The organism is Hoeflea sp. AS16, from assembly GCF_038900095.1.
GTDB lineage: Bacteria > Pseudomonadota > Alphaproteobacteria > Rhizobiales > Rhizobiaceae > Hoeflea.
Genome location: NZ_JBBMQQ010000002.1, coordinates 394,974 through 409,499 on the forward strand (window position 1 = coordinate 394,974; position 14,526 = coordinate 409,499).

A 14,526-nucleotide genomic window follows, 5' to 3' on the forward strand; every position below is an offset into this window, starting at 1 on the left:
AGGGAAAGCAGACATGGAAACTCGAAGCACACAGATGAAGGAAAGCGCGGTTCGGGCTCGGATCAGGGCGATGGCCGGCGCAACCCTGATCTCTTGCCTGGCAGGCATGACCGCTGTACCGGCTGCATCGGCACAATCGCTTTTTGACGGGTGCCCGTCGGATGCCATCCTTGAGCGTTTCGTGGATTTCGGCCGCACCGGCAAGATGCCGCCGGACCTTGGCAAATGGCTCAACGATGCCGCCGCACAGAAGGTCGAACCGTGGAAGCCGTTCGACAATGTCGATTATGTCGGGGTTTGCTGGGTCTCGGCCTGGCTGGTTCAGACAGATGACGGTTATGTCCTGATCGATACGCTGTACGGCCCGTTCATCGGTCAGCTGATCGACAATCTGAAATCCACCGGGGTCGATTTCGCCGACATCAATTATGTGCTGATGACGCACGGGCATTTCGATCATGTCGGGGGTGCCGCGGCGCTCAAGCCGCAATTGCCCAATGCCAGGTTCGTGATGACGCAGGGCGGCTGGGACGAGGCGATCGAATCCGCCGAGAAATCGGAAGGCACGCGACGTGCCTGGAAAATGATCGAGCCTGATGTCGTGGTCAAAGGCGGCGATGTGATCGAACTTGGCGGCAACAGCTTCAAGGTGATCGAAACACCGGGCCACACCTGGGGGACGGCGTCGTACCTGTTCGATGTCAAGGATGGCGACGAGACCTACCGGGCGATCACCATTGGTGGCCTTGGCCTCAATGCGATCGACGGTCCGACCCAGGTGGAAGCCTACATTCAAAGCGTCGACCAGGTGCGGGCCCTGGTCGAGAGCGGGGATGAAAAGGTCGAGGTGCATCTGACCACGCACGGATTTTCCAATGATCTGGACGAGAACCGGCAGAAACATCTGGCGCGAAAGCCGGGTGAGCCGAACGTTTTTGTCGATCCGCAAGCGTTGCTCAACCAGGTTGCGACACTGCGGGCCGGAGCAGTGGAGCGGCTGGAGATCGAAAAGAAGAAATAGGGTCGAATATCATGGCTTCGAACTGGCCGTCCGCATCTTCAGCGCGGCCGGCCGGTTGCCGGTTGTCGGGCTGCAAAAGGCCGGCTTCTGGAGGTTGAACCGGCATATGCGACCATTGAATAATTGTTCATTGACATAACAATTATTCTTATTCACAACTTGCGTGAGGAGGAGCGACATGGGTCTTGATACATCAGCGGCACTCATCGCCTGTGCGGGTGGTGGTCTGGGCGCGGTGGCTGTCTGGCGGTTCGCGCAGACGGCGGCGGCAAACGCAATCAATGTGCCGCCGGCCTTTCCGGTCTCTCATGCAGCAGGTCCTGCAAGTGCCACGCAGTTGGCGGTGCAGGAAAAATCAAGCGGGGCAACCCTGTTCAGAAACGGGGAATAGACCCCGTTTCATGTCGAACGGATCTCCGGATCCGAAGGAGGAGAATGTAGATGACAATATTCAAAGTTTCACGACGCCAGGTGTTGGGTGGAATGGCTGCAGCCATTGCCGCTCCGGCTTTCATCCGCGATGCCAAGGCTGCGGAAGTAACGCTGCGCCTGCATCATTTCCTGCCGCCGGTGGCTCCGATGCACTCGAAGTTCTTCGAGCCATGGGCAAAGGAAATCATGGAGGCATCCAACGGCGCAATCGAGGTTCAGATCTTCCCGGCGATGCAGCTCGGCGGCAAGCCACCACAGCTGGCCGACCAGGTCAAGAACGGCATCGTCGACATTGCCTGGGCGCTGCCGACCTACACGCCGGGCCGTTACCCCGTTGCGGAAACCATGGGCCTGCCGTTCATGGTGACCAACGCCGAGAAGACATCCGTCGCGCTGCACAAGCTGATGGATGAGTTCGGTGGCGATGAATATGCAGGCATGAAGAATCTCGCTTACTGGAGCCATGACGGCGGCAAGCTGCACATGCGCGACAAGGCCATCCGCACCGCGGACGATCTCAAGGGCATGAAGATCCGCAGCCCCAACTCGGCAATGGGCGAATTGCTGGAATCGATGGGTGCCGAACCGGTGTTCTTCCCGGTCACCGAAATGGTCGTCGGGCTGAGCAACGGCGTCATCGACGGCTGCTGCCTGCCTTACGAAGTTGTGCCGCCGTTCAAGCTGCAGGAACTGACCAAGTTTTCCTGCGAGGCAGCTCCGGGTGCGCGTGGTCTTTATGCCAACACCAATACGCTGCTGATGAACCAGGCCTCGTATGAGGGGCTTTCGGACGATCTGCGCGGTGTCATCGACGCCAACAGCGGCATCGCCCTGTCACAGCGGATCGGCCAGACCTTCGATCAGTTCGAGGCGGTTGGCCGCGGCATCGTCGAGAAGAACGGCAACGAGATCGTCGAAATCTCGACGGACGAAATCGCCAAATGGCAGGAAGCTTCCAAGCCGGTTTACGCCAACTGGGAGAAGACGCTGAACGATGCCGGGCATGACGGCGCGGCGATCATTGCCCGCGCGAATGAACTGCTGGACAGCTAAGCATGTCCACTTGGTCCAGTCTCTGGCCGGCGCAGCAGGGGGGGCAATCCCCCCTGCACACCTGGCTGCTGCGGCTCGCGACGCTTTCGGGTGCGCTGGGCGGCGCTGTCATTCTGACGGTGGCGTTGATCGTCACCGTGTCGGTGGTCATGCGCAATGTCGGATTGCGCGGGATTACCGGCGATTTTGAACTGGTGCAGATGTCCTGTGTCTATGCGGCCGGGCTGTTTCTGCCGCTATGCCAGCTGAACAAGGGCCATGTCATGGTCGACCTGTTCACCAACTGGTTGCCGGAAAAGGTCGTTGCCCGGATCGACCAGTTCTGGACTTTTGCCTTTGCACTGGCCTGGGCCTGCCTGTTCTTCTTCATGTTCAGGGGCATGGAAGATATCCGGGCCTATGACGACCGGTCGATGCTTCTGAAAATACCGATGTGGTGGGCGTTCGTGCCGGCCATCGCGGGAACCGGATTGTCGAGCCTGATTGCCCTGGCGCAAACATTTTTCTGGCGTGACGAGATCACCGGGCCGATTGGACACTGATCATGGATCCCACACTTCTTTCAGCCATCATGGTCGTGGTGCTGCTCTGCGCGATTCTGCTGCGGGCGCCGATCGGCCTGGCCATGGGCCTGGTTGGTGCTGCGGGGTATGCCGCACTTTCCAGTGTCGCCGGTCTTCAGGCCTATATCGCCTCGGCCTGGCCGGACCGTTTCCTGTCCTACGAACTGGCCATCGTGCCGCTGTTCATCCTGATGGGGAACCTTGCCACCCGCACCGGTATTTCCGCCGCGCTGTTCTCTGCCTCAAATGCCTGGATCGGGCATTTTCGTGGCGGGCTGGCCATGGCGTCGGTGGCCGGATGCGCCATGTTCGGTGCGATTTCAGGATCTTCCATTGCCACGGCATCAACCATGGCGCGCGTTGCGCTGCCTGAAATGCGCAAGCACAAATATTCGGACGCGCTTGCTTCCGGCTCGCTGGCCGCCGGCGGCACACTGGGAATTCTCATTCCGCCCTCGATCGTGCTGATCATCTATGCCCTGCTGACAGAGCAGAACATCGTCAAGTTGTTCCTTGCCGCGACCCTGCCCGGTCTGCTGGCAATCGTCGGCTTCCTGATCACCATCGCCATCTATGTCCGGATTTATCCCGAGGAGGGGCCATCGCAGGAGCCCGCCAGTCTGCGTACCCGGCTCAAGAGCCTTGGCGAGGTCTGGCATATTGTCGGTATTTTCGTGGTGGTGCTCGGCGGCATTTACGGCGGCTTCTTCACCCCTGCCGAAGGGGCGTCTGTGGGGGTGGTACTGACGGCGCTTGCCGGACTGCTGACCCGGGAAATGACGCTCGAGGCTGTCATCACCAGCCTGATCGACACTGCTGCGGCCAGTGCGATGATCTTCGTCATCATCTTTGGCGCGGACCTGTTCAATGTCGCCATGGCCTTGTCGCGGATGCCGACCGCGCTGGCCGACTGGTTCATCGCCGCCGACATTGCGCCGATGGTGGTGCTTCTGTGCATCGTCGTGTTCTACCTGGTGATGGGCTGCGTCATGGACAGCCTGTCGATGATCCTGCTGACGGTGCCGGTGTTCTTTCCGACGGTGATGAGCCTCGATTTCGGCCTGTTGCCCGAACAGCAGGCGATCTGGTTCGGGATCCTGACGCTGGTGGTCGTCGAAGTCGGCATGATCACCCCGCCGGTCGGGATGAACCTGTTCATCATTGCCGCCATCGCCAAGGACATTCCGACCCGGGAAATCTTCAGGGGAACCATTCCGTTCATCCTGTCGGAACTCGTGCGGATCGTGCTGCTGATCTCGTTTCCGTGGCTCAGTTACTGGCTGGTGTCGTTCTGGAATTGAAGCACTCAACGGCGCCGCCGGAGACCAGTTCTGGATTGCCGTATGCAAGGGAAGGAAACCCGATGACCTATTCACTTACCATCGACGGAAAAGCGGTTGAGACGCGGGAGACGTTCGATGTCGTCAACCCGGCTACCGGCGATGTTCTGGCAGCCTGTCCGCAGGCTTCGGTTGCGGATCTTGACCGGGCGGTGGCAGCCGCCCGGCGTGCATTCCCGGGCTGGGCTGCGAAGCCGGATGCGGACCGCCAGGACGCGCTCGGCAAGATCGCAGATCTCATCGAGGCGCACCAGGACGAACTGGCGGCGTTGATCACCGCGGAACAGGGAAAACCGCAGGCCGGACCGGGCGCACCTTTCGAAGTCGGCGGCTGCGTGGCCTGGACCCGTGTGACGCAAGGGCTTTCCACCGGATCCGAGGTTCTGATCGAGAATGGCGAAGAGCGGGTCGAGCTGATCCGCGAGCCGGTCGGTGTCGTCGCCTCGATCACGCCGTGGAACTGGCCGCTGATGATCGCGGTCTGGCATGTGATGCCGGCGCTGAGAGCGGGCTGTACCGTGGTGATGAAGCCGTCGCCCCATACGCCGCTGAGCACATTGAAGCTGGTTCAGCTGATCAACGAGGCCGGCATCCTGCCCGCCGGTGTGCTCAATGTCGTCACCGGTGACGCCGAGGTCGGCGACCGCATTTCCAGCCATCCGGATATCGACAAGATTGCCTTCACCGGCTCTATCGCGACCGGTCGGCGGATCATGGAGCGGGCGGGATCGACGCTGAAGCGGCTGACGCTGGAACTTGGCGGCAATGATGCGGGCATCGTGCTTCCCGGCACCGACATGAGCAAACGGATGGAAGACCTGTTCTGGGGCTCATTCATCAATGCCGGCCAGACCTGCTCGTGTCTCAAGCGGCTTTACGTTCATGACGACGACTATGACGCCGTGTGTGAGGGGCTGGCGGAATTCGTTGGCGGGATCAAGGTTGGCAACGGCGCGGAACCGGACACGCTGATCGGGCCGCTGTCGAACAAGATGCAATTCGACAAGATCGTCGACCTGGTCGAGGATGCGCGGGCCAGGGGCGCACGGATCCTGACCGGCGGCGAGAAACCGAACGGCAAGGGTTACATCTATCCGCTGACCATCATTGCCGATGCGACCGACGACATGCGCGTTGTCGCCGAAGAGCAGTTCGGGCCTGTTCTGCCGGTGATCCGCTACAGCAATCTCGATGATGCCATTGCCAGGGCCAATGCGCTGGAAGTCGGGCTGGGTGCCTCGGCCTGGGGCGATGATCCGGAGGAGGCGGCCAAGGTGGCGCGCAAACTCGTCGCCGGGACGCGCTGGGTTAACCGGCACGGCGTCCTCAATCCGACGGTTCCAATGGGCGGGGTCAAGCAATCGGGCATCGGCGTCGAGTTCGGCGAGGAAGGCTTGCGCGAATACACGACTGTCCAGATTCTCAGCGTTGCAAAGTAGGATGTTCCAATGACCCGCATGACCACCGGCGAAGTAATGGCAAAGTCGCTGATTGCCAATGGCGTGGATACCGTCTTCGGCATTCCCGGCGCGCATATGTATGATTTCAACGATGCGATTGCGCGTGAAGCCGGGAGCATCCGGTTCATCCATACCCGGCATGAGCAGGGTGCGGGCTACATGGCCTATGGCTATGCCAAATCCACCGGGCGGGTCGGAGCCTACACGGTGGTGCCGGGCCCGGGGCTTCTTAATTCGGGCGCTGCCCTGTGCACCGCCTATGGTGCCAATGCGCCGGTGATGTGCCTGACCGGCAACATCATGTCGCACCTGATCGGACAGGGCCGGGGACAGTTGCATGAATTGCCCGATCATCTGGGAACGCTGAAGGGGCTGACCAAGTGGGCCGAGCGGATCAATCATCCGACCGAAGCCGGTGCGGTGATGGATGAGGCTTTCAAGCAGATGCTGTCGGGCCGCCAGCGGCCTGTCGGTGTTGAAGCGCCGTGGGAGGTGTTCGGCATGGCTGCCGAAGTAGACATGCCCGAAGCTGCGCAACCGGTTGCCGCGCCGCGTCCGGATCCCGAGGCTGTCGAAAAGGCAGCGGCGCTGATCCGCGAAGCCAGGAACCCGATGATCATGCTCGGTTCTGGCGCCATCGGTGCGGAAGCCGAAGTTGCCGAACTTGCCCGCTTGCTGCAGGCGCCGGTCACCGCGCACCGCTCGGGCAAGGGCGTGTTGCCCGATGATGATCCGCTTGCGCTTTTGCCGCCGGCAGCCTGGCACTACTGGCAGAAATGCGACCTGCTGATCGGCATCGGCTCGCGGCTTGAGTTGCAATATTTCCGCTGGCGCTGGATGCCCGAGGGGCTGAAAGTCGTGCGGATCGATATCGATCCGACCGAGATGGTGCGGCTCAAACCCGATGTCGGACTGGTGACGGATTCGGCTGCCGGTGTCCGTGCGCTGATTGACGAACTCAAGGGCATGCCGGCGCGACCGTCCCGTGAGGCCGAGCTAGGCAAGCTGAAAGCGGATGCCGCCGAGGCGCTGACCAGCGTTCAGCCGCAAGAGGGGTATCTGCGGGTGATCCGCGATGTGCTGCCGCGAGACGGGTTCTTTGTCGAAGAGGTTTCGCAGGTCGGGTTCACCGCACGGATGTGCTTTCCGGTCTATGCCGCACGGCAATATGTCACTTGCGGTTACCAGGACAATCTCGGCTTCGGCTTCAACACGGCGCTGGGTGTGAAGGTTGCCAATCCGGACAAGGCGGTTGTTTCTGTTTCCGGCGACGGTGGTTTCATGTTCGGGGTTCAGGAACTTGCGACAGCCAAGCAGTTCGGCATTGCGGTCGTTGCCATCGTCTTCAACAACTCGGCCTACGGCAATGTGCGGCGGGACCAGCAGACTGTCTATGGCAACCGCCTGCTTGGCGCCGATCTGGAAAACCCGGACTTCGTTGCCCTGGCAAAATCCTTTGGCGTCATGGCGATGAAAGCCGACAGTCCGGAAGACCTTCGCGGCAAACTGGCCGAGGCATTGCAGGCCAATGAACCGGTGGTGATCGAGGTAACCATCCCGCGCGGGTCGGACAGTTCACCCTGGCCCTTCATCCATCCGGCGCCCCTGGCATAGGTCACAACGGACAGGGTCTGTCGGCGGGGCAGTCAATGTCCGGCCGTCGGTTTGGTGTCAAATATAATTGTTAATTGACATAACAATTATATTTGCTAACAAAAATGAACGAGTGAGGAGGAACGTCATGGATTTGAGCGGAAGCATCGCGTTGGTGACCGGTGGCGGCAGCGGCCTTGGCGAGGCGACCGCCCGGCGTCTGGCGGCAGCGGGTGCGCGTGTCGCAGTGCTTGATCTTTCGATGGAGGCGGCCAGGCGGGTTGCCGGCGATATTGGTGGCGAGGCGCTTGCGGCCGATGTTTCCAGCGCCGCCGAAGTCGAGGCTGCGTTTGAGCAGGCGGTTCAGGCGATGGGAGGCGCACCGCGTGTGGTCGTCTCGTGCGCCGGGATCGGCACGGCGTCCCGCATCCTTCCGCGTGACGGCTCGCTGACAACAGAGATCTTTGACCGCACGATCCGCGTCAACCTGATGGGGACCTATGCGGTCATGAATGTCGCCGCCCGGGCAATGGCGTCTGCCGAGCCGCTGGATGAGGACGGCACGCGCGGCGTGATCGTCAACACGGCTTCGGTGGCGTTCGAGGACGGCCAGATCGGACAGGTGGCCTATTCCGCCTCAAAAGGCGGCGTGGTATCGATGACGTTGCCGGCGGCGCGGGAGCTGGCGCGGTTCGGAATCCGGGTCGTCGCCATCGCGCCCGGCCTGTTCGAAACCGGCATGAGCGCCGGGCTGCCTGACGATATTCGCGGCGACATTCTCAAGAATGTGCCCTTTCCGAGCCGGATGGGCCTGCCCGCAGAGTATGCGCAGCTGGTCCAGCAGATTGTTGAAAACTCGATGCTGAACGGTTGCGTCATCCGGCTGGATGGTGCGGCCCGTATGCCCGCAAAATAGGATTGCACAGATAAAGATGACCAATTCCAGTGACATACTGGTGGTGACGGCCGACGGACCGGTGGCCACGCTGACCATGAACCGTCCGGCCAAGCGCAATGCCATGTGCGACGAGCTGCTCGAAGCGCTCGAGGCCTTTTTCACGAAGCCGCCGGAAGGCGTCAGGGCCGTTATCCTGACAGGGACGGCCGGGCATTACTGCTCCGGGCTTGATCTGTCGGAGCATGTGTCGCGCGATGCGGAAGGCACCATGCGGCACTCGCGCAACTGGCACCGGGTGATGGATATCATCCAGTTCTCCGGTCTACCTGTTGTCTCGGCGATGTTCGGTGCGGTGATTGGCGGCGGACTGGAGCTTGCCACCTCAACCCATGTGCGGATTGCGGAACCATCGACCATCTTCCAGCTGCCCGAGGGCATGCGCGGCATTTTCGTCGGCGGCGGCGCCACCGTGCGCGTCGGCCGGATCATCGGGTCGGACCGGATGTGCGAAATGATGCTGACCGGGCGCAAGTACAACGCCGAGGAAGGCCTGGCGCTTGGTCTGACGCACTACTCGGTCGGCGAGGGCGAAGCCATGGCGCTGGCGCAAAAGCTTGCGAACAAGATTGCCAACAATGCCAGCCTGTCCAACTACATGATGATCCAGGCGATCAGCCGGATTTCCGACATGTCGAAATCGGACGGTTTGTTTGCCGAAAGCCTCTGTGCGGCGGTGTCGCAGACCAGCGCCGACGCCGAGGAAGGTCTGCGGTCTTTCCTCGAGAAGCGGCGCCCGGTTTTCCGGTGAACTCAATGATGGCAGGCGGGATCCTCGTCAAAGGCCACCGCAATCCCGGCGATCACTGCACGGCAAGGATGCCACGACAGGAGCAGAAATGAAAAAGCGAGCAACTGATATGGCCGGAAAGGATGAGCAACTGGCGCAGAGCAATCTCCGTCAATTCGCCGGTTACGAGATGAAACTGGCCTACCTGCTGATCCATGAAGACATGATGCGCATTCTCAAGCCAACCGGCCTGAGGATCGTGACATTCTCGGCGCTCGGCATCGTCGTTGAAAACCCGGATATTTCGCAAACGCAACTGGCCCAGGCGCTGCAGATCGAACGCTCCGGTGTTGTCGTCATTGTGGACGAGCTGGAAAACGCCGACTTGATTTCGCGCAACAAGGTCGAAGGCGACCGCCGCTCCTATGCACTGCGGGCGACGTTGAAGGGCCGCAACCTGTGGAGCCGCACCGAGAAGCGGGTTCACGAACATGAAGACCGCATTCTTTCCGGATTGACCACGTCAGAGCGCGAGACGCTGAAGATGCTTCTCGGGCGCATCATCGAAGACAATAGCAAGAGCTGACTGACCGCTTGGGAGGGCATGTCATGAAAGACAACTCAACGGGGCTGACACTTGTGTCTCATGCCGTCGCGATGGAGCGGCGTGCCAGCGACCTGGTGATGACAAGCGGGACCCCGTTTGATCCGGTGGTCTCGAACACCGGTGTCTGGCTCGACAAATGGGCCGATGAAACACCATCGAGCATCTTCCTCGCCGAAAGGTCAGGCGAGGGCTGGCGCGAGATGGAGTATGCGGAAGTCCGCGATGCGGTTCGGGCGATTGCATCGAGCCTGGCGGGGCGCGGGATGGATGCCTCGACCCCGATCGTCATCATGTCCGGCAACAGTCTCGATCACGCGCTGCTCTCGCTCGGGGCGCAATATGCCGGCATCCCGACGGTGCCGCTGGCCGAACAATACTCGCTGATCACCGAGGCGCATGACCGGCTGGTCTATGTGCTCAACAAGATCCGGCCGAGCATGGCTTTTGTCGATGATGCCTCACGCTACGGCGCCGCCATTTCGCGGCCCGAACTGGAAGGCGTCGAGATCGTTGCAAGCCGGACCGAAAATTCGCCGGTCAAGGTGACTCCGTTTGCGGAATTGCTGTGCGGTGACAGCGGGGTCGATCTCGCCAGCGTCCATGCCAAGGTCGGTCCCGAAACCCTGGCCAAGATCCTCTTTACCTCGGGGTCCTCTTCGGATCCGAAGGGTGTTCTGACGACACAGCACATGATGTGCGCCAACCAGGCGCAGATGAGCAGCGTGTTGCCTTTCCTCAAGGAACGGCCGCCGCGGATCATGGACTGGCTGCCGTGGAACCACGTCTTTGGCGGCTCGCACAACACGCTGATGATGCTGGCGCATGGCGGCAGCCTTTACATCGACAATGGCAAGCCGACGAGTTCGGGGTTCCAGCAGACGGTCAGGAATGTCATCGACAAGCCGGGTACGTTGTCCTTCAACGTGCCCGTGGGCTTCTCCATGCTGGTCAACGAGATGGAAACCAATATGGCGCTTCGGAAAGCCTATTTCGGCGACCTGGACATGCTGTTTTATGCCGGCGCATCGCTGCCGCAGGACGTCTGGACGCGGCTTGAGGAGATGGCGATCGAAATCCGCGGCAGGCTGCCGCTGATGATATCGAGCTGGGGCATGACAGAGACGGCACCGGCGACGCTGATGGTGCATGAGCCGATCGGCCGGTCCGGCGTGATCGGCGTGCCTTTGCCCGGGACCGAAATCAAATTGATCCCGGATGAAGAGATGCGCTGCGAATTGCGCGTCAAGGGCCCCAATGTCATGTCCGGCTACTGGGGCGACGCGGAAAAATCGGCGGCAGCCTTTGACGAGGAAGGGTTTCTGATCACCGGGGATGTGGTGCGTTTCGTCAATCCGGACGATCCGGAACGGGGCCTGATCTTTGACGGACGGGTGTCGGAAGACTTCAAGCTGCTGACCGGCACATGGGTGCAGGCGGGAAGGCTGCGGCTCGATGCGCTCGAACATCTGCGCGGGCTGGTGCAGGATGTCGTCGTCTGTGGTCATGACCGCGGCGAGATCGGCCTGTTCATCTTCCCCAAGCCCGACCAGGTGCACGGCGACAACACCTCGGAAGGTGCGGTCATCGATCCGGAGCTTCAGGCGGCGATCGAGACTCGTTTGCGGGACCTGGCCAAGGCGTCCACCGGATCGGCCAGACGCATCAGCCGGGCCATCATACTTGCGGAGCCGCCGAGCCTGAAGGATTCAGAAATGACGGACAAGGGCTCGCTCAATGTCCGCAAGATCATCACCCGCCGGGCCGAACTTCTCGAACGGCTTTACGACAATGAAGATCCGGCGCTGATCCGGGTGTGAGGAAACAATGGTAGATTTTTCAAAAATTCGCGCAATCGACACGCATACCCATGCCGAGGAGCCCTGCGGCTGCCACGCGGATGACGGCTATGACGAGCTGCAGACGACGATGGCGAAATATTTCGGCGCGCCCTGGCAGCATCCGCCGACCATTCCGGAGACCGCGGCGCATTACCGCGAAATGAACATCGCGGCGGTGATTTTTCCCGTCGATGCGGAGCGCGAGACCGGCTATCGCCGCTACAACAACTACGAAGTCGCCGAGGCGTGCGCCAAGGAAAGCGATATCCTGATCCCGTTCGCCTCGATCGACCCGCACAAGGGCAAGCTTGGTGCCCGCGAAGCGCTTGACCTGGTGAAGAACCACGGTGTCCAGGGCTTCAAGTTCCACCCGACCATGCAGGGCTTCTACCCCAATGACCGGATGGCCTACGATCTCTACGAGGCGATTGCGGAAACCGGTAAGCCGGCACTGTTTCACACCGGCCAGACCGGTGTCGGATCGGGCATGAAGGGTGGCAACGGCATGCGGCTGAAATACTCGAACCCGATGTATATCGACGATGTGGCGGTCGACTTCCCCGACATGCCGATCATTCTCGCGCATCCCTCGTTCCCGTGGCAGGAAGAGGCGTTGTCGATCGCGACCCACAAGCCCAATGTCTTTATCGACCTCTCCGGCTGGTCGCCGAAATACTTCCCGCCGATCCTTGTCCGTTATGCCAACACGCTCTTGAAAAAGAAGATGCTGTTTGGTTCGGACTGGCCGATGATTGCTCCGGAGAAATGGCTGGATGCCTTCGACAAGGCCGACTTCAAGGAAGAGGTGCGCCCGCTGATCCTGAAGGAAAATGCCATGCGGCTGCTGGGCGTGTCCGGAAGCAAGTAGGGCCGGGTTTCAGGTGTTTGCGGGCGCGTGCTCGCGCGCGCGCAGCCACGTTGCTTGCGGTTATTTTGAACGTGGCCGCATCAGCGATTGCAGTGTGTAGACCAGAATGGCGGTGCCGACAGCGCCCAGAGCTGCGACTCCCAGAAGCACGATCAGATCAATCGGCCCGCCGATATCGTTGAACCCGGAATGGGTCATCACTTGCACAAACAGCACTGCGGCGATTGCACCGAACGGCATAGAAAGCTGTGCCAGCAGGAACTTCCGCATCGACATCGAGCGGTCGCGGATCAGCACATAGAGATAGGCAACGGTTATCAACACGGCGGCAACTACCATGGCCCAGAACAGGCCGCGGCCGAAAATTTCCTCGAACACCGCGATCAGGGTAGTGAAGGTCAGGTCTTTCATGGCGGTCTCCTCAGGCCTTGCCGCGCAGCATGGCGTTGTATGTGGCTTTCAGCGCCACTTCTTCCATCAGCCAACTGATCCAGAGTTCTTCCAGCGGCGAGATGATGCCAGGGAAGGAAGGTGTCAGATTGTTCTGGTAATCGAATTCGACCAGCATGGCCCGGCCGATGCGGGTGATCATCGGGCAGGAGGTATAGCCATTGTAGATCGCGGTGCCTTCGCGGCCTTCAATCGCTGCCACCAGATGATCTTCGACCACCGGAACCTGCCATTTCACCGAAGCCGCGGTCTTGCCCTTGGGCACACCGGCGACGTCGCCGAGCGCGAAAACCTCCGGATAACGCAGGTGCTGAAGTGTCTGCATGTCGACTTCAACCCAGCCCTGGCCGATCCATTTGTCGGCCCATGACAGACCCGACTGGCGCACCACATCCGGTGCCCGCTGTGGCGGGATGACATGCAGATAGTCATAGCCCATCTCGGTGTCGCCCTCAGGCGTGGCAAAGGTGGCGATCCTCTTGCCGGGCTCGATTGCCTTGAGCACATGGCTGTAGGCAGGCTCGATGCCGCGGTCGTCAAACAGCATCCGTACCTTTTCCGACACGATCGGCACGCCGAACAGGCTTTCGTTGTTGGATGCGTAAATGATTTCGCTCTTGCCGGCATTGCCTGCGGTGCGGGCAATGTCATCGATCAGGAAGGCATGCTTGAGCGGTGCGCCCGCGCATTTCATTTCGGTCGCCGGGCGGGTGAAAATTCCAACGCCGCCGTCTTCGGTAAACTTCTGGGCGGCCTTCCAGGTGCTGGCGGCATAATCCGCCCCGTTGTAAAGCGACCCAATGCCGTTCGTGCCAATCAGGTCCGGCGAAAATCCCTCGATTGCATCATTGTCCAGAACCAGTCCGGGCGCGACGACGAGAAAGTCATACGCGATTGTCTGGCCGCCTGAGGTGGTGACGGTCCGGGCTTCAGGATCGATGCCGGCAGCGGCCTCGTTGATGTAGCTGATCCCCTTGGGCAACCAGTCGGTGGTCTTGCTCTGGGTGTAGGAGGCTGGTTTCAGCCCGGCGGCCACAAGTGTCAGTCCGGGCTGATAAAGGTGCTCCTTGCTGGCGTCGAGAATGGTGATGGCAGCGCCGTCGAGCCGGTCGACCAACCGGTTGACCAGTGCCGTGCCGGCTGCACCTGCTCCGATGATCACCACGCGCGCGGACGTCTTGACCGGCGCAGCTCCAGCGGGACCGCTGATGGCGGCAGCGGCTATTCCGCTTGCGGCGAGGCCCAGAAACATGCGTCTCGATGTTGCAAAGTCTGAATCGGTCATTCTGGGTATCCTCCAAAACATATTCCGCATTGATGTCACAGGTTTCTGCGCTGCGGGTTGATCTGGGTCAAAATGCATTCGTATATCCAAATTCTTTTATAGACGTCTCGATTTGCCGACACGAAAAAGGGCGCCGCAATGGTGCGGCGCCCTTCAAACTCAGGGTAATCAATGGCAGATGATTTAGCGCTGTGCGCCGCCCTTCCGGCCGTGTTCGCCTTGATCATTTATAATGCGACTGTCTTCCTGCAGTTCCAGCCACATTGCGTTGACGACGGCGAACATTGCGGCCAGCGGAAGACCGAGCAACCAGGCGAAATACCACATATCT

15 protein-coding genes are annotated in these 14,526 nt (G+C 60.6%); 12 read left to right on the plus strand and 3 right to left on the minus strand.

The window, feature by feature from the left end; genetic code table 11:
* The first annotated feature begins 13 nt into the window (after nt 1–13).
* The 12 genes from WNY80_RS07245 (at nt 14) to WNY80_RS07300 (ending at nt 12,460) form a co-directional block, all read left to right on the plus strand.
* A complete protein-coding gene (locus tag WNY80_RS07245) occupies nt 14–1,021 on the plus strand; it encodes an MBL fold metallo-hydrolase (protein WP_342886678.1) in 1,008 nt (335 codons plus the stop codon).
* A gap of 178 nt (nt 1,022–1,199) precedes the next feature.
* Nucleotides 1,200–1,412, plus strand: a complete 213-nt coding sequence (locus WNY80_RS07250) for a hypothetical protein (protein WP_342886679.1) — start codon at nt 1,200–1,202, stop codon at nt 1,410–1,412.
* A 50-nt stretch (nt 1,413–1,462) separates the two neighbouring features.
* Complete coding sequence (locus tag WNY80_RS07255) at nt 1,463–2,506, plus strand: TRAP transporter substrate-binding protein (protein ID WP_342886680.1); 1,044 nt, start codon at nt 1,463–1,465, stop codon at nt 2,504–2,506.
* Between the two features lie 2 nt (nt 2,507–2,508).
* Complete coding sequence (locus tag WNY80_RS07260; RefSeq protein ID WP_342886681.1) at nt 2,509–3,048, plus strand: TRAP transporter small permease; 540 nt, start codon at nt 2,509–2,511, stop codon at nt 3,046–3,048.
* A gap of 2 nt (nt 3,049–3,050) precedes the next feature.
* The gene (locus WNY80_RS07265) at nt 3,051–4,370 is read left to right on the plus strand and encodes a TRAP transporter large permease (RefSeq protein ID WP_342886682.1); all 1,320 of its coding nucleotides are present in this window, start codon (nt 3,051–3,053) and stop codon (nt 4,368–4,370) included.
* 62 nt (nt 4,371–4,432) lie between these two features.
* Nucleotides 4,433–5,848, plus strand: a complete 1,416-nt coding sequence (locus tag WNY80_RS07270; RefSeq protein WP_342886683.1) for an aldehyde dehydrogenase family protein — start codon at nt 4,433–4,435, stop codon at nt 5,846–5,848.
* 9 nt (nt 5,849–5,857) lie between these two features.
* Nucleotides 5,858–7,483, plus strand: coding sequence for a thiamine pyrophosphate-dependent enzyme (locus tag WNY80_RS07275; RefSeq protein WP_342886684.1), 1,626 nt, complete (start codon nt 5,858–5,860; stop codon nt 7,481–7,483).
* 127 nt (nt 7,484–7,610) lie between these two features.
* Complete coding sequence (locus WNY80_RS07280) at nt 7,611–8,378, plus strand: SDR family NAD(P)-dependent oxidoreductase (RefSeq protein WP_342886685.1); 768 nt, start codon at nt 7,611–7,613, stop codon at nt 8,376–8,378.
* Between the two features lie 16 nt (nt 8,379–8,394).
* Nucleotides 8,395–9,168 (plus strand): crotonase/enoyl-CoA hydratase family protein, encoded by a 774-nt coding sequence (locus WNY80_RS07285; RefSeq protein WP_342886686.1) that lies wholly within the window; start codon nt 8,395–8,397, stop codon nt 9,166–9,168.
* A gap of 88 nt (nt 9,169–9,256) precedes the next feature.
* The gene (locus tag WNY80_RS07290; RefSeq protein WP_342886687.1) at nt 9,257–9,733 is read left to right on the plus strand and encodes a MarR family transcriptional regulator; all 477 of its coding nucleotides are present in this window, start codon (nt 9,257–9,259) and stop codon (nt 9,731–9,733) included.
* Nucleotides 9,734–9,756: 23 nt separating this feature from the next.
* Entirely contained in the window at nt 9,757–11,571 is a 1,815-nt protein-coding gene (locus tag WNY80_RS07295; RefSeq protein WP_342886688.1) for a feruloyl-CoA synthase, read from the plus strand.
* 7 nt (nt 11,572–11,578) lie between these two features.
* The gene (locus WNY80_RS07300; protein ID WP_342886689.1) at nt 11,579–12,460 is read left to right on the plus strand and encodes an amidohydrolase family protein; all 882 of its coding nucleotides are present in this window, start codon (nt 11,579–11,581) and stop codon (nt 12,458–12,460) included.
* A 60-nt stretch (nt 12,461–12,520) separates the two neighbouring features.
* On the opposite strand, the gene WNY80_RS07305 is transcribed toward WNY80_RS07300, so the two are convergent.
* From WNY80_RS07305 to cydX, 3 genes are all read right to left on the minus strand, one after another.
* Entirely contained in the window at nt 12,521–12,871 is a 351-nt protein-coding gene (locus WNY80_RS07305; protein ID WP_342886690.1) for a DUF5368 domain-containing protein, read from the minus strand.
* Between the two features lie 10 nt (nt 12,872–12,881).
* The gene (locus WNY80_RS07310; protein WP_342886691.1) at nt 12,882–14,195 is read right to left on the minus strand and encodes an FAD/NAD(P)-binding oxidoreductase; all 1,314 of its coding nucleotides are present in this window, start codon (nt 14,193–14,195) and stop codon (nt 12,882–12,884) included.
* Nucleotides 14,196–14,378: 183 nt separating this feature from the next.
* Entirely contained in the window at nt 14,379–14,522 is a 144-nt protein-coding gene (cydX, locus tag WNY80_RS07315; RefSeq protein WP_342886692.1) for a cytochrome bd-I oxidase subunit CydX, read from the minus strand.
* Between the last annotated feature and the right edge of the window lie 4 nt (nt 14,523–14,526).

Bases quoted from the DNA above. Each gene is read 5' to 3' on its own strand.
- cydX (WP_342886692.1), bottom strand. From the start codon at position 14,522: ATGTGGTATTTCGCCTGGTTGCTCGGTCTTCCGCTGGCCGCAATGTTC.
- WNY80_RS07310 (WP_342886691.1), bottom strand. From the start codon at position 14,195: ATGACCGATTCAGACTTTGCAACATCGAGACGCATGTTTCTGGGCCTC.
- WNY80_RS07270 (WP_342886683.1), top strand. From the start codon at position 4,433: ATGACCTATTCACTTACCATCGACGGAAAAGCGGTTGAGACGCGGGAG.
- WNY80_RS07275 (WP_342886684.1), top strand. From the start codon at position 5,858: ATGACCCGCATGACCACCGGCGAAGTAATGGCAAAGTCGCTGATTGCC.
- WNY80_RS07280 (WP_342886685.1), top strand. From the start codon at position 7,611: ATGGATTTGAGCGGAAGCATCGCGTTGGTGACCGGTGGCGGCAGCGGC.
- WNY80_RS07305 (WP_342886690.1), bottom strand. From the start codon at position 12,871: ATGAAAGACCTGACCTTCACTACCCTGATCGCGGTGTTCGAGGAAATT.
- WNY80_RS07285 (WP_342886686.1), top strand. From the start codon at position 8,395: ATGACCAATTCCAGTGACATACTGGTGGTGACGGCCGACGGACCGGTG.
- WNY80_RS07265 (WP_342886682.1), top strand. From the start codon at position 3,051: ATGGATCCCACACTTCTTTCAGCCATCATGGTCGTGGTGCTGCTCTGC.
- WNY80_RS07300 (WP_342886689.1), top strand. From the start codon at position 11,579: ATGGTAGATTTTTCAAAAATTCGCGCAATCGACACGCATACCCATGCC.
- WNY80_RS07290 (WP_342886687.1), top strand. From the start codon at position 9,257: ATGAAAAAGCGAGCAACTGATATGGCCGGAAAGGATGAGCAACTGGCG.
- WNY80_RS07245 (WP_342886678.1), top strand. From the start codon at position 14: ATGGAAACTCGAAGCACACAGATGAAGGAAAGCGCGGTTCGGGCTCGG.
- WNY80_RS07255 (WP_342886680.1), top strand. From the start codon at position 1,463: ATGACAATATTCAAAGTTTCACGACGCCAGGTGTTGGGTGGAATGGCT.
- WNY80_RS07295 (WP_342886688.1), top strand. From the start codon at position 9,757: ATGAAAGACAACTCAACGGGGCTGACACTTGTGTCTCATGCCGTCGCG.
- WNY80_RS07250 (WP_342886679.1), top strand. From the start codon at position 1,200: ATGGGTCTTGATACATCAGCGGCACTCATCGCCTGTGCGGGTGGTGGT.
- WNY80_RS07260 (WP_342886681.1), top strand. From the start codon at position 2,509: ATGTCCACTTGGTCCAGTCTCTGGCCGGCGCAGCAGGGGGGGCAATCC.